Below are 13,203 nucleotides of genomic sequence, written 5' to 3'. Positions count from 1 at the left end.
AAGTCCTGGGCGCCCGGCCCGGTCGCCTTGCCTGGTCGTTCAGCTCGTGCCGGTGGGTCGCGGCCTTACCGAAGCCCTGGTGCCTCCGTCCTTCGCCGCTGCATCGGCGGCCGGGCGTGGTTCCAGCGGTCCGTGGCGCCTTGCGGGGCGTACCGGGCGCCTCGGTTCGTTGTGTGACCTCGGCCGAATGGTTCAGTCGGGGAGTCCTGCCGCGAGCAGGTCCACGAAGTCGATACCGGCCCGGGCGACGCCGAAGACCTCCGCGCGCTGGAGGGTGCGTTCGGCCCAGGCGCGGTGCGGCTTCACCTCGTTCATCTTGTTGGTGTACGAGGAACGCATCACCCCGCCGCCGTCGCGTTCGGGGCGCAGGACGTCCTGCGCGTCGCTGTACTCCTCATGGCTCACGACGGACAGCGCGTGCACGGGGGCGACGTGGGAGGGGTGGATGCAGGTCTTGCCGAGCAGACCGTTGGCGCGGTCGAGTTCGATCTCGCGCAGGAGGCCGTCCATGTCGTGCTCGATGAGCGAGGTGCGCAGTTCCTCGGCCTCGCCGAGGAACGGGCTGCGCCGCAGTTGGGGCTTGAACATGCGCTCCTGGACCTTGAAGTACTCCCAGACAGGTCCGGTGACGGTGAATCCCGTGCCGTCCGACCGGCCGAGGACGTTGACGACGTCGGCGATGACGGAGGCGACGATGTGGACGTCGTAAGCGGTCATGTCGGGGGGTCTGCGCAGTCCGTAGGCGGAGCAGAAGTCGGTGACGCCGAGCCGGAGCGCGAGCACGCTGCCGCGGTAGCTGCCGACGGTACGGGCGATGCCGGCCAGGGTCTCCCGTCTGGTCTCCAGGTGGAGCAGTTCGGGGGATTCGAGGACGGGCATGGCGTAGAGCCGGTGCCCGCTCTCGGCTTCGGCGGCGCGGAGAGCTTCCAGGAACTTGACGCCGCGTCCCTCGGTGAACTTGGGCAGCACGAAGCCGGACAGCAGACGGACCGAGGAGCCGAGGCGGCGGGTCAGTTCCGTGATCTGTTCCGGGGTGCGGACCCGGACGAACAGAAGGGGGAGTTCGGCCGCTCGCCCGTCCAGTTCGGCGAACTGCCGCACGAGGTTGTCCTCCGCAGCGGGCACGTCGGCGTCGCTGATGGAGTCCTCCAGGCACAGCACCATGGAGACGACCCCGCGCCCGGCCTGTTTGCGTACGTCTTCGGCGAGGTGGAGGCGGGTGGCCGGGCTGTAGAGGGTGGCGCCGAGGGCTGCCGCCAGGGTTCGGGGCGAGGAGTCGGCGGTGAAGGTGACCGGCTCCCTGTGGAAGAGTCGCTCCCGTTCCGCAGGGGCTATATGCCCAAAATGACGCATTTGACTCCCCTGCATGGCGGGACTGTTCGAATAAGGGTGGCCGGTAATAGTACGTAGAAAGCTGTGTCCAAGGTTCCCGAGGGGGGTGAAATTCAGGTAACCCGCTCGCGTCATGTGATCGGGGCGGAAAGCGACCAGGCCCACCCGCGTTGTCCGCGGCCACTTCGGGAAGGCAGGATGACCGCATGACGCACGCGATGCTGAAGGGGTCGAACGTACCGCTCGAAGCCACGGCGGTTCGAGCCGTCGTGCGCTGGGCCCCGGGGCCGGGCGGAGAGGTGGTCGACGCCTCGGCTCTGCTGCTCGACGCCGAGGGCCGTGTGCGTTCGGACGAGGACTTCGTCTTCTACAACCAGCCGAGGCACCCCTCGGGCACGGTGTGGAGTCTGGGCAAGCGACGACTGCCAGACGGGGTCAGCGACACCATCCAGGCGAATCTGGCGGCGATCGACCCGGCCGTGCACCGTGTGCTCATCGTGGCCTCCGCTGAGAACCAGCCGTTCGAGGGGGTGCGAGACCTGCGGGTCCTGCTCTACGACGCGGCGGCGCCCGACGGGGAACCGTACGCCTCCTTCGACGTACGGCCGGAGACCGGTGCGGAGACGGCGCTGATCTGCGGGGAGCTGTACCGGCGCAGGACGGACTGGAAGTTCCGGGCCCTGGGTGAGGGCTACTCCAACGGTCTGATCGGCCTGGCGACCGACTTCGGGATCATGGTCGACGAGTCCGCTCCGGACGCCGAGCCGGACGCCGGCCCCCCGGACGAGACGGGACATCCCTCGGCGCCGGCCTCGCCGCAGCCCAGCGCGGTCTCGGGGGAAGCCGCGTGGCAGACGCCGGGGCGAGGCCCGGGCCAGGACTCGGCCGCGGTCACCGAACCGCTCCAACAGCCCTTCACACCGCCCCACCTGGACCCGCCGCAGCTTCCGCCCCGGAACAGCCCGTATCCCGCTCCGGCCGCCCCTCTCCCGTCCCCCGCCCAGCCCGGCTACGGCTACCCGCAGGCGCCGCCCGCGAGCGTTCCGCACCCGCCGGCGCCCGTCTCCGCCCCGGCCCCGGCCCCGGCCCCGGCCCCGGCCCCGGCCCCGGCATACGGATATCCGACGGGAGCCGTGCAGGAGCCGCCGGCGCACGCGCCGCAGTCCGGCTACGGCTATCCGCAGCCGGTGGGCCCGGCGCCGGAGCCCGCGTTCGTTCTTCCGCCGATGGGGCCGCAATTCCTGAACCGGTGAAGCCACGGGCTTCGGTGTTCAGACCTTGGGCTTGAAGCCCCTGCCCCACTGGAGCCCCCAGCCGTAGAGCCGGTCCAGTTCCTCCTGAAACCCGTAGACGAACCTGACCTCGCGGTGGACGACGATCTCGCCCTTGAGATTGTCCATCCGGAACACCGCGCAGGACCGGGCCTGCGGGGCCCGTTCGTCGAGGTTGATCTCGACGCGCGGCCCGTTGCTCGGATAGAGCGTCACCAAGGCATGCGTCCGGTCGAAGGCCGGCGTCTGGTCGTAGATGTAGACGAAGACCAGAAGCCGCTTGATGGCGTCCCGTTGGTCGAGGTTGACGTAAACGGTCTCGCCCGAGGCGGAACCGAACCGGTCGTCCCCGCTGAGTTTCACGAAGGGCGGCGAGTTCAGGTCGCCGAAGAAGTTCCCGAGGGGCTGCACCACCCCCTTGGTGCCGTCGGCGAGTTCGTAGAGGCAGCCGAGGTCCAGGTCGACGTTCACGACCCCCTGGGTGTGTGCCTGGACCACCTCGGGCTGGAAGAACTTGAGCGGATGCCGCAGTGAACCGCTGCTGCGCTTGGGACCGCCGATGTCGGAAGTCCGCATGCGCCAGGACAGGTTGACCCGGAGGTTTCCGGTGGCCGCTCCCTGCTTGGTGAGCGAAATCGCCGGACTCCGTTTGGTCAGTTCGATCGCATTGTTCGACGCGCTGCCGCTGTCGAATTCCGCGGCCTTGCCGCGAAACAGTCCGTCCAGAAAGGACATCCCCACCCCCACAAGTCCCGTTCGGCCACATCACACTCCACGGGGCGGCCAGGAGGGGACTTCCCCTCATGACCGCCCCGTTCAGAGCGTTCCTCACCCGGGTCCGGCTCACACCCCGGCCGGGCACCGGTCTCGGTCAGGCCCGCCGCAACCTGGCCGCGGCGGCCCCGCGGGTGTCAGGAGACCTCGGTCTTGTCCATGACGGGCTGCTCGCCCTGCGCCGTCAGGGTCCGGTTGCGCCGGACCGAGGACCAGAACGACAGGGCGATCAGCACGACGCCGATGAGCCCGGTGATGACCTCGGGGATCTCGTACTGAATGGTCACCAGCAGAAGGATGGCGAGCGCCCCGATCGCGTAGTGCGCGCCGTGTTCGAGGTAGACGTAGTCGTCCAGGGTGCCCTGACGGACCAGGTAGACGGTCAGGGACCTGACGTACATGGCCCCGATGCCCAGGCCCAGCGCCATCAGCACGATGTCGTTGGTGATGGCGAAGGCGCCGATGACTCCGTCGAAGGAGAAGGAGGCGTCGAGGACTTCGAGGTACAGGAACATGAAGAAGGCGGCGCGTCCGGCGAGCAGTATCACCGGCTTGCCCTGACGCCTGGCGGCCTTCTCCGCCTCCTCCTCGGCCTCCTCTTCCTCCTCCAGCTTGTTCTCGAAGAAACCGGAGAGCCCGCCCACCACGAGATACGTGATGAGACCCGCGATCCCGGCGATCAGGACGGTCTGCCCCTTGTCCTCGTGGACGCCTCCGTGCTGGTGGGCATGGGCGGCGAAGGTCATGGAGCTGACGAGCAGCACGATGAGGGCGATGCAGACCGAGAGCATCTCGACCTTGCCGAGCTTGGCCAGCGGGCGCTCGATCCACTTGAGCCACTGGATGTCCCGGTCCTCGAAAATGAAGTCAAGGAAGATCATCAGCAGGAACATCCCGCCGAACGCGGCGATCGACGGGTGCGCGTCGGTCACCAGTTCCTGATAGCGGTCCTTGTCATTGATCGCCAGGTCGACGGCCGAATAGGGGCCGATCTTGGCGCTGACGGACACGATGAGAACGGGGAAGACCAGCCGCATGCCGAACACGGCGATCAGCACACCGATCGTCAGGAAGATCTTCTGCCAGAATGCGTTCATCTTCTTGAGGATTCCGGCGTTGATCACCGCGTTGTCGAAGGAGAGCGAGATCTCCAGGACGACCAGGATCGCCACGACCCCGAACGCGGTCCACCCCCCGTAGAACACCGCCGCGACCAGGCCGAGGGCCGTGATCACGAAGGACCAGCCGAAGGTTTTCAGTAGCACTGCTTACCCAATCGTATGGAGAGATCCCCCCGGACGGAGTCTGGAGGAGGGTCTCCCCCGCGCCGTGACCGGCTTTACGAAACGTTGACCCCGAAGTCTAGAGCGATACCGCGCAGGCCTGACGCATACCCCTGTCCCACAGCACGGAACTTCCATTCCGTCCCGTACCGGTAGACCTCGCCGAAGATCATCGCCGTCTCGGTCGAGGCGTCCTCCGACAGGTCGTATCGCGCGAGTTCCTGACCGTCCGCCTGGTTCACGACCCGGATGAAGGCGTTGCTGACCTGCCCGAAGGTCTGACCTCGATTGTCGGCCTCATGGATCGAGACCGGGAAGACGATCTTGTCGCACTCGGCCGGCACCTTGGTGAGATCCACGATCAGCGACTCGTCGTCGCCTTCACCCTCACCGGTGAGATTGTCCCCGGTGTGCTCCACCGAATCGTCCGGGCTCTTCAGGTTGTTGTAGAAGACGAACCACTGGTCGCCCATGACGCGTCCCGCGGAACACAGCAGGGCGCTGGCGTCCAGGTCGAAGGGCGCGCCAGTGGTGGAGCGGGCGTCCCAGCCGAGACCCACGAGGACCTGGGCGAGGTTCGGAGCGGCTTTGGAGAGGGAGACATTGCCTCCCTTGGCGAGCGTGACACCCATCTGCGTATTCCTCTCCGGGGGTGAGGGGGCCCGTGTGCTCCCCCGCTGCTGTGACCTACCCCGGGCCCCCTCACCCCCGAACGCCGGGAAACGAGGCCCGGTGGACAGAGGTGCGCACGGGAGGGGCAGGTGTACGTGGCGGCCGGAGCGGCGGCGGCCCGGGACGGCCCCGGGCCCCGGTCGGCACCTGGCCGAGCGGGACCCGGGTACGGCACACGGGACCGCCGCCCGGACCGCGGTCGTGGCGGCCGGACGGCCCGTACCTCAGACGTTGACGCCGAAGTCCTGGGCGATACCGCGCAGGCCGGAGGCGTACCCCTGGCCGATGGCGCGGAACTTCCACTCGGCTCCGTTGCGGTACAGCTCGCCGAAGACCATGGCGGTCTCGGTGGAGGCGTCCTCGGAGAGGTCGTACCGGGCGAGTTCCTGCTCCCCGGCCTGGTTCACGACACGGATGAAGGCGTTGCGGACCTGGCCGAAGGACTGCTGCCGGTTCTCGGCGTCGTAGATGGACACCGGGAAGACGATCTTGTCGACGTCGGCGGGGACCGTCGCGAGGTTGACCTTGATCTGCTCGTCGTCCCCCTCGCCCTCACCGGTGATGTTGTCGCCGGTGTGCTCGACGGAGCCGTCGGGGCTCTTGAGGTTGTTGAAGAAGACGAAGTTCTGGTCGCCGCTGACCTTGCCGTCGGCGCCGGTGAGGATGGCGCTCGCGTCGAGGTCGAAGTCCGTGCCGGTGGTGGTACGGACGTCCCAGCCCAGACCGACGGTGACCGCGGTCAGGCCCGGGGCCTCCTTGGTCAGCGAGACGTTGCCGCCCTTGCTGAGGCTGACTCCCACGGTTCCTCCCAATAGGTTTCGAGGGGGTGGCGAGAGCCGAACGCCCCCATCGTGCGTTGGTACCGGATCAACGTGTGGATACTAGTGACCGGTTCCCGGCCAAAACAGACTCTTCGTCCCGAGGGCACCGGATGTCGGGTGTCCAGGACCGCAGATGACGCGAAGTGGCTGGTCAGAGCGCTCCGAGGGCCTTCACGTACTCGTTGAGATCGCGGGCGTCGGGCAGGTCGTTGACGACCGTCCAGCGCACCACGCCCTCCTTGTCGATGATGAAGGTGCCGCGCACCGCGCAGCCCTTGTCCTCGTCGAAGACGCCGTAGGCCCGCGAAACCTCGCCGTGCGGCCAGAAGTCGGACAGCAGCGGGTATTCGAGACCCTCCTGCTCCCCGAAGACGCGCAGGCTGTGCATGGAGTCGTTGGAGACCGCGAGCAGCTGGGTGTCGTCGTTGACGAAGGAGGGGAGCTCGTCGCGCAGGGCGCACAGCTCTCCGGTGCAGACCCCGGTGAACGCGAAGGGGAAGAAGAGCAGGACCACGTTCTTCTCACCGCGGAAGTCGGAGAGCTTGACGCTCCTGCCGTGGTTGTCCTTCAGTTCGAAGTCCGGAGCCGGGGTGCCTGCCTCGATCGCCATGGGTGCCGATCCCTTCGGGTGTAGAACCACGTGCGGGCCCTCGCGGGCCCGTGACCGCGCCGGGCGGTCGGCACCACCCTACGCATCAGGCCCCCGCCGGCCGATGGCGGCGGGGGCCCGGTTCGGTTCGCTGCCCCTCAGCGCTTGTTCTTCGTGCCCTTCGGGGTGACGAGACGGCTGCCCGTCCAGTCCTTGCCCGCGTTGATGCTCTTGGTCTGGGACAGCCCGGCGGTCTGGGCCGCCTCGTTGATGTCGCTGGGCTCGACGTAACCGGTGCGGCCCGTCTTGGGCGTCATCAGCCAGACCGGGTCTCCGTCGTCGACCAGCTGGGATGCGTCGACCAGCGCGTCCGTCAGGTCGCCGTCGTCCTCTCGGAACCACAGCACCACAGCATCGGCGACGTCGTCGTACTCCTCATCCACGAGTTCGTTGCCGATGGCCTCTTCGATGGCCTCGCGGAGCTCCTGGTCGGCGTCGTCGTCGTAGCCGATCTCCTGGACCACCTGCTCGGGCTGGAAACCCAGCCTGGCGGCAGGGTTGGTCCGCTCCTCCGCGTGGTCCGCGGTCGCGCTCACGGATTGCCTCCTGATCGTTTTGGGGTGTTCTTCGGCCACGCGCGTGCGCGTGGCATTGGCCGTAGTCCACACGGGCGGGACCGATCGCGCAAGTACCCGGCTGCCGAGACCGCCGAAACGGTGACGTTCCTGACGGTGTCGTCGCAACTTCGGACATGAACGAGCACCGCCCGGTGACTCATGCCACAGGATTCGGCTCGTTTCCTCACTTCCCGTCTGCCCGTCTCTCTGCAATGGACTCCCGGTGGACCCCCTCATTGTTGCCCACATCCGGTACGGGGCACTTCGGCACCCCTCGCAACGGACGCACCCTTTTCACGAAAAGCCAGAAAAAACCGCCGCCCGCTCGCGCGCCGCCCTCGCGAGCACGTGCCCGGGCACGGTTCGCGGGCCGCGCCGCGGGTATCACGCGAGTACGTATTGTTACCGTTCCGCCACGTTCGCCCCTCGGGCGGCGACAGGCCGATCGGGTTACCTCCGAAGCTTGCGGGAACGCGTCGACTACGGCTCGGCTGAAGTCCGGCAGAAGTGACGTTCCCCTCTCGCGAGGTACACGATGGGCGGCGGCGTACCGACGAACAGACCTCTGCAGAGCAGTACCCGACAGTGAAGGAACAGCGTGGCTTCCGGAGCAGATCGCAATCCGATCATCATTGGCGGCCTTCCCAGTCAGGTCCCGGACTTCGACCCGGAGGAGACCCAGGAATGGCTCGACTCGCTCGACGCGGCGGTCGACGAACGCGGCCGTGAACGTGCCCGTTATCTGATGCTCCGCCTGATCGAGCGCGCCCGTGAGCGGCGTGTGGCCGTGCCGGAGATGCGCAGCACGGATTACGTCAACACGATCGCCACCAGGGACGAGCCGTTCTTCCCGGGCAACGAGGAGATCGAGCGCAGGATCCTGAACGCGACCCGCTGGAACGCGGCGGTCATGGTTTCGCGCGCACAGCGCCCGGGTATCGGGGTGGGCGGTCACATCGCGACCTTCGCCTCCTCCGCCTCGCTGTACGACGTGGGCTTCAACCACTTCTTCCGCGGCAAGGACGGCGGTGACGGCGGGGACCAGATCTTCTTCCAGGGGCACGCCTCCCCCGGGATCTACGCCCGCGCCTTCCTCCTCGACCGGCTCTCCGAGGCACAGCTCGACGGTTTCCGGCAGGAGAAGTCGAAGGCGCCCAACGGGCTGCCGAGCTATCCGCACCCGAGGTCGATGCCGGACTTCTGGGAGTTCCCGACGGTTTCCATGGGTCTCGGCCCGCTGTCGGCGATCTACCAGGCACGGATGAACCGGTACATGGAGGCCCGGGGGATCGCGGACACCTCGCGCTCCCACGTGTGGGCCTTTCTCGGCGACGGCGAGATGGACGAGCCGGAGTCGCTCGGCCAGCTGTCGATCGCCGCGCGCGAGAGCCTGGACAACCTGACCTTCGTGGTCAACTGCAACCTCCAGCGGCTCGACGGGCCGGTACGCGGCAACGGCAAGATCATCCAGGAGCTGGAGTCCCAGTTCCGTGGGGCCGGCTGGAATGTGATCAAGCTGGTCTGGGACCGCTCCTGGGACCCGCTGCTCGCCCAGGACCGGGACGGCGTCCTGGTCAACCGGCTGAACACGACGCCCGACGGCCAGTTCCAGACGTACGCGACGGAGACCGGGGGGTACATCCGCGACCACTTCTTCGGTGACGACCAGCGGCTGCGGGCGATGGTCGAGGGCATGAGCGACGACCAGATCCTGCACCTGGGGCGCGGTGGGCACGACCACAAGAAGATCTTCGCGGCCTTCTCCGCCGCCAAGGAGCATCGCGGGCAGCCGACGGTGATCCTCGCGCAGACGGTCAAGGGCTGGACGCTCGGCCCCAATTTCGAGGGCCGCAACGCGACGCACCAGATGAAGAAGCTGACGGTCGCCGACCTCAAGGGCTTCCGCGACCGGCTGCACCTGCCGATCCCGGACCGGGATCTGGAGGGCGGGCTCCCGCCGTACTACCACCCGGGCCGGGACTCCGAGGAGATCCAGTACATGCACGACCGCCGGCGCAGCCTCGGTGGCTACGTGCCGACCCGCGTCGTGCGGGCCGAGCCGCTGGAACTGCCGGGCGACAAGGCGTACGCCTCGGTCAAGAAGGGCTCGGGACAGCAGTCGATCGCCACCACCATGGCCTTCGTCCGCCTGCTCAAGGACCTCATGCGGGACAAGGAGATCGGCCGGCGCTTCGTGCTGATCGCCCCCGACGAGTACCGCACCTTCGGCATGGACTCCTTCTTCCCGAGCGCCAAGATCTACAACCCGCTGGGGCAGCAGTACGAGTCGGTGGACCGGGACCTGCTGCTGGCCTACAAGGAGTCCCCTACGGGGCAGTTGCTGCACGACGGAATCTCCGAGGCGGGCTGTACGGCCTCGCTGGTCGCGGCGGGCTCGGCGTACGCGACGCACGGGGAACCCCTGATCCCGGTCTACGTCTTCTACTCGATGTTCGGTTTTCAGCGCACCGGTGACCAGTTCTGGCAGATGGGCGACCAGTTGGCGCGCGGTTTCGTCCTGGGGGCGACCGCTGGACGTACGACGCTGACCGGCGAGGGCCTTCAGCACGCGGACGGGCACTCGCAGCTGCTCGCCTCGACCAACCCGGCCGCCGTCGCCTACGACCCGGCGTACGGCTACGAGATGGCGCACATCGTCCGGGACGGTCTGCGGCGCATGTACGGGCCCGACAGTGAGGACGTCTTCTACTACCTGACGGTCTACAACGAGCCCATCCAGCACCCGGCCGAGCCGGAGAACGTGGACGTCGAGGGCATCCTCAAGGGCGTGTACCGGCTGCGGACCGGTACGGCGGGTTCGGTGCCGGCGCAGATCCTGGCCTCGGGGGTGTCCGTGCCCTGGGCCCTGGAGGCGCAGCGCATCCTCGCCGAGGACTGGGACGTCCGGGCGGACGTGTGGTCGGCGACCTCCTGGAACGAGCTGCGACGCGAGGCGGTCTCCGTGGAGCAGCACAACCTGCTGCACCCGGAGGAGGAGCAGCAGGTCCCCTTCGTGACCCGGAAGCTCCAGGACGCGCAGGGCCCCTTCGTCGCGGTCTCGGACTGGATGCGCAGTGTTCCCGACCAGATCGCGCGGTGGGTGCCGGGGCGCTTCCAGTCGCTGGGCGCGGACGGCTTCGGGTTCGCCGACACCCGGGGTGCCGCGCGGCGTTTCTTCCACATCGACGCGCAGTCGGTCGTGGTGGCGGTGCTGACCGAGCTGGCACAGGACGGCCGGGTCGACCGTTCGGTGCTCAAGCAGGCCATCGACCGGTACGAGTTGCTCGACGTCCGGGCGGCTGATCCCGGCGCGGCCGGCGGTGACGCGTAGGGCGGGCACCCGCTGAACCGGGCGTGGGTCATGCGCTGAAGCAGGCGCGGATCACGCGCTGAAGGAGCGGGGGGAAGTTCCGGGCGGGCTCAGCTCTGAGCCCGCCCGGTTCCGTGTCGCGGGCCGGGCCGCCGTGTTCTCGCGGTCCGGGCCGCTCAGTGCTCCCAGACCTTGAAGGCCCGGACGCGGTAAGGGGACTGGGGCAGCCAGGTACCGCCGCCCGGATAGGTCTCGAACTCCCCGGTCTCGGCGCATTCGGCGGACTGGTAGGTGGTGACGGGGCGACCGGTGCGGTTGGCGAGGGCGTGCGCGCTCGCGCCCGCGGCCAGCGGCACGCAGCTCTCGATGTCGATCGAGGAGAGTTCGAAGGTGACGCGCTTGCCCTGGTACTGCTCCTTCTGCCACAGGCACAGCTCCCCGGCCGCGCACGTTCCGGAGGACCCGGCGGCCGGCTTCGGCGAACCGGCGGCCGGCCGGCTCGGCGCCGGCGGATGGGCCGGAGCGGCGGCACGGGCGGGAACGAGGAGAAGGGTGGAGAGGGCGAGGCCGAGGACGGCTGCCGCGGTGGTCGTACGCATGTCGAGGTACCCCCGTGTCGGTGTGGATCTTGTGACGGCACTCTGACCTGCTCGGCGACGTCTCCGGAAGGGGCCGCGGCGCTCTTCATCCTGATAGGGGAAATCCCGCCGGGCGGGGCTCGGCGGATTTCCAGGAACACGATGAACCGATGGTGTGGAGAGCGGCCCGGCGGGCCGCGGGCTCTCAGACGTGCGCCGCCAACGGATCCGCCTCCGCGTTCTCGCCGCGCTTGGTGAGCGTCGCGACGCCTGCCGCGACCAGGGCCACGACACCGGCGACCGTGCAGGCGAGCCCCATGCCGGACATGAAGGTGTCGTGCGCGACCGAGGTGATCTGGGCGGCGACCCCCTTCGGAGTGCCGGGCGGTACCGGGCTCGCGCCCAGCTGGATCGCGTCGGACGCCTGGTCGAGCTGGGCCGGCTTGAGGGGCGGCAGCTTCGCCTCCGCCCAGTTGCCCGGCAGGACGTCGTCGACCCGGGCGGCCATCACCGCGCCCAGGACCGCCGTACCGAAGGCTCCACCGACCTGCATCGCCGCCTGCTGAAGGCCGCCGGCCACTCCGGACAGCTCCAGAGCGGCGTTGCCGACGATCACTTCGGTCGCTCCCACCATGACGGGGGCCAGGCCGAGACCGAGCAGCCCGAACCACAGGGACATGGTGACGGTGCCGGTGTCGGCCTCCAGGGTCGACATCCCGAACATCGCGGCGGCCGTGGCCAGCATCCCGCCCACCAGCGGGACCCTTGGGCCGAGCTTGGTGATGAGTGCGCCGGCGACGGGAGAGGCGACGATCATCATGGCGGTCAGCGGCAGCAGGTGCAGCCCGCTGTCCACGGCGCTCATCCCGTGGACGCCCTGCAGGTAGAAGGTGACGAAGAAGATTCCGCCCATGAAGGCGATGGCCATGAGGACCATGAGCACGACGCCCGCGGAGAGCGGCAGGGAACGGAACATGGCCAGCGGGACGAGTGGCTCCTTGGCCCGTGTCTGCCACAGGGCGAAGGCCACGAAGCACACCAGGGACAGCCCGAGCAGCAGCCAGGTGCGGCCGTCTCCCCATCCCCAGCCGTCACCCGTTTTGATGATCGCGAAGATGAGTGCGCACATGGCCCCGGACAGCAGCAGGATGCCGGGGATGTCGAAGGAGCGGGGCGCCTTGGCCGCCCGGTGGTCCTTGAGGATCACGGCTCCGCACGCGAGCGCGAGCACGCCGACGGGGACGTTGACGAAGAACACCGACTGCCAGGACACGTGCTCGACGAGCAGACCGCCGACGATCGGGCCGCCTGCCGTCGAGGCACCGATCACCATGCCCCAGATCCCGATGGCCATGTTCAGCTTCTCGGCGGGGAACGTGGCCCGCAGCAGCCCGAGAGCGGCGGGCATCAGCAGCGCCCCGAAAAGTCCCTGGACGACACGGAAGGTGACCACGAGCGACACGCTCTGGGAGAGGCCGATGGCTCCGGAGGCCAGCGCGAAACCGGCGATGCCGATGAGGAAGGTCTGCCGGTGCCCGAACCGGTCGCCGAGCTTCCCCGCGGTGATGAGGGCGACGGCGAGCGCCAGGAGGTAGCCGTTGGTGATCCACTGCACGCCCGCCATGGACGTACCGAGATCCTTGGCGATCGCCGGATTGGCGATCGCGACGATGGTCCCGTCCAGCGCGACCATGATCACCCCGAGCGCGACGCTGAACAGCGTCAACCAGGGATGACCGCGCAAACCTTTACGGGACGGAGCGGTCGACGCAGCGTCAGGCGTTTCGTCCGCCCTGCCGAGCGTGGTCTGACTAGTCATACCGCTCACGCTAGTCAGGGCCACCTGCGGCGAACAGACGTTTTCACCAACTGGCACCTGCCGGGCACCCCGGGCTCACAGGCTCCCCAGCCGGGATGCGCAGGGAGTCTCGCAAGGAGTGGGGGCTTCGGGGCGGG

11 protein-coding genes are annotated in these 13,203 nt (G+C 68.4%); 2 read left to right on the top strand and 9 right to left on the bottom strand.

Annotated elements, in window-relative coordinates:
* Window positions 1–192: 192 nt before the first annotated feature.
* Complete coding sequence (locus tag AB0J21_RS09115; RefSeq protein WP_363145236.1) at window positions 193–1,353, bottom strand: HpcH/HpaI aldolase/citrate lyase family protein; 1,161 nt, start codon at window positions 1,351–1,353, stop codon at window positions 193–195.
* A 185-nt stretch (window positions 1,354–1,538) separates the two neighbouring features.
* Between AB0J21_RS09115 and AB0J21_RS09110 the strand changes: the two genes are divergently transcribed.
* Entirely contained in the window at window positions 1,539–2,585 is a 1,047-nt protein-coding gene (locus AB0J21_RS09110) for a TerD family protein (protein ID WP_363145175.1), read from the top strand.
* Window positions 2,586–2,603: 18 nt separating this feature from the next.
* On the opposite strand, the gene AB0J21_RS09105 is transcribed toward AB0J21_RS09110, so the two are convergent.
* The 6 genes from AB0J21_RS09105 to AB0J21_RS09080 form a co-directional block, all read right to left on the bottom strand.
* Entirely contained in the window at window positions 2,604–3,338 is a 735-nt protein-coding gene (locus tag AB0J21_RS09105) for a Tellurium resistance (protein WP_363145174.1), read from the bottom strand.
* A gap of 176 nt (window positions 3,339–3,514) precedes the next feature.
* Entirely contained in the window at window positions 3,515–4,642 is a 1,128-nt protein-coding gene (locus tag AB0J21_RS09100) for a DUF475 domain-containing protein (RefSeq protein ID WP_363145173.1), read from the bottom strand.
* A 74-nt stretch (window positions 4,643–4,716) separates the two neighbouring features.
* Window positions 4,717–5,292 (bottom strand): TerD family protein, encoded by a 576-nt coding sequence (locus tag AB0J21_RS09095; protein ID WP_363145172.1) that lies wholly within the window; start codon window positions 5,290–5,292, stop codon window positions 4,717–4,719.
* Window positions 5,293–5,556: 264 nt separating this feature from the next.
* Complete coding sequence (locus AB0J21_RS09090) at window positions 5,557–6,132, bottom strand: TerD family protein (protein ID WP_363145171.1); 576 nt, start codon at window positions 6,130–6,132, stop codon at window positions 5,557–5,559.
* Window positions 6,133–6,304: 172 nt separating this feature from the next.
* On the bottom strand, window positions 6,305–6,763 hold the full coding sequence (locus tag AB0J21_RS09085; RefSeq protein ID WP_363145170.1) for a peroxiredoxin: 459 nt from the start codon (window positions 6,761–6,763) through the stop codon (window positions 6,305–6,307).
* 137 nt (window positions 6,764–6,900) lie between these two features.
* Entirely contained in the window at window positions 6,901–7,338 is a 438-nt protein-coding gene (locus AB0J21_RS09080) for a DUF3052 domain-containing protein (RefSeq protein WP_363145169.1), read from the bottom strand.
* Between the two features lie 619 nt (window positions 7,339–7,957).
* Here AB0J21_RS09080 and aceE point away from each other — a divergent pair.
* Entirely contained in the window at window positions 7,958–10,690 is a 2,733-nt protein-coding gene (aceE, locus tag AB0J21_RS09075) for a pyruvate dehydrogenase (acetyl-transferring), homodimeric type (RefSeq protein ID WP_363145168.1), read from the top strand.
* A 155-nt stretch (window positions 10,691–10,845) separates the two neighbouring features.
* On the opposite strand, the gene AB0J21_RS09070 is transcribed toward aceE, so the two are convergent.
* Both AB0J21_RS09070 and AB0J21_RS09065 read right to left on the bottom strand, forming a co-directional pair.
* A complete protein-coding gene (locus tag AB0J21_RS09070) occupies window positions 10,846–11,268 on the bottom strand; it encodes a peptidase inhibitor family I36 protein (protein ID WP_363145167.1) in 423 nt (140 codons plus the stop codon).
* Between the two features lie 184 nt (window positions 11,269–11,452).
* Complete coding sequence (locus AB0J21_RS09065) at window positions 11,453–13,066, bottom strand: MFS transporter (RefSeq protein WP_363145166.1); 1,614 nt, start codon at window positions 13,064–13,066, stop codon at window positions 11,453–11,455.
* Window positions 13,067–13,203 lie beyond the last annotated feature (137 nt).

Source organism: Streptomyces sp. NPDC049954 (genome assembly GCF_040656295.1).
Lineage (GTDB): Bacteria > Actinomycetota > Actinomycetes > Streptomycetales > Streptomycetaceae > Streptomyces.
The sequence above is the reverse complement of the archived record's forward strand: the minus strand, read 5'-3'. Positions and strand labels throughout refer to the sequence as shown.

Excerpts from the sequence above, each read along its gene's own strand:
- AB0J21_RS09115 (WP_363145236.1), bottom strand. The coding sequence starts at position 1,353 with ATGCGTCATTTTGGGCATATAGCCCCTGCGGAACGGGAGCGACTCTTC.
- AB0J21_RS09110 (WP_363145175.1), top strand. The coding sequence starts at position 1,539 with ATGACGCACGCGATGCTGAAGGGGTCGAACGTACCGCTCGAAGCCACG.
- AB0J21_RS09105 (WP_363145174.1), bottom strand. The coding sequence starts at position 3,338 with ATGTCCTTTCTGGACGGACTGTTTCGCGGCAAGGCCGCGGAATTCGAC.
- AB0J21_RS09095 (WP_363145172.1), bottom strand. The coding sequence starts at position 5,292 with ATGGGTGTCACGCTCGCCAAGGGAGGCAATGTCTCCCTCTCCAAAGCC.
- AB0J21_RS09085 (WP_363145170.1), bottom strand. The coding sequence starts at position 6,763 with ATGGCGATCGAGGCAGGCACCCCGGCTCCGGACTTCGAACTGAAGGAC.
- AB0J21_RS09070 (WP_363145167.1), bottom strand. The coding sequence starts at position 11,268 with ATGCGTACGACCACCGCGGCAGCCGTCCTCGGCCTCGCCCTCTCCACC.
- AB0J21_RS09065 (WP_363145166.1), bottom strand. The coding sequence starts at position 13,066 with ATGACTAGTCAGACCACGCTCGGCAGGGCGGACGAAACGCCTGACGCT.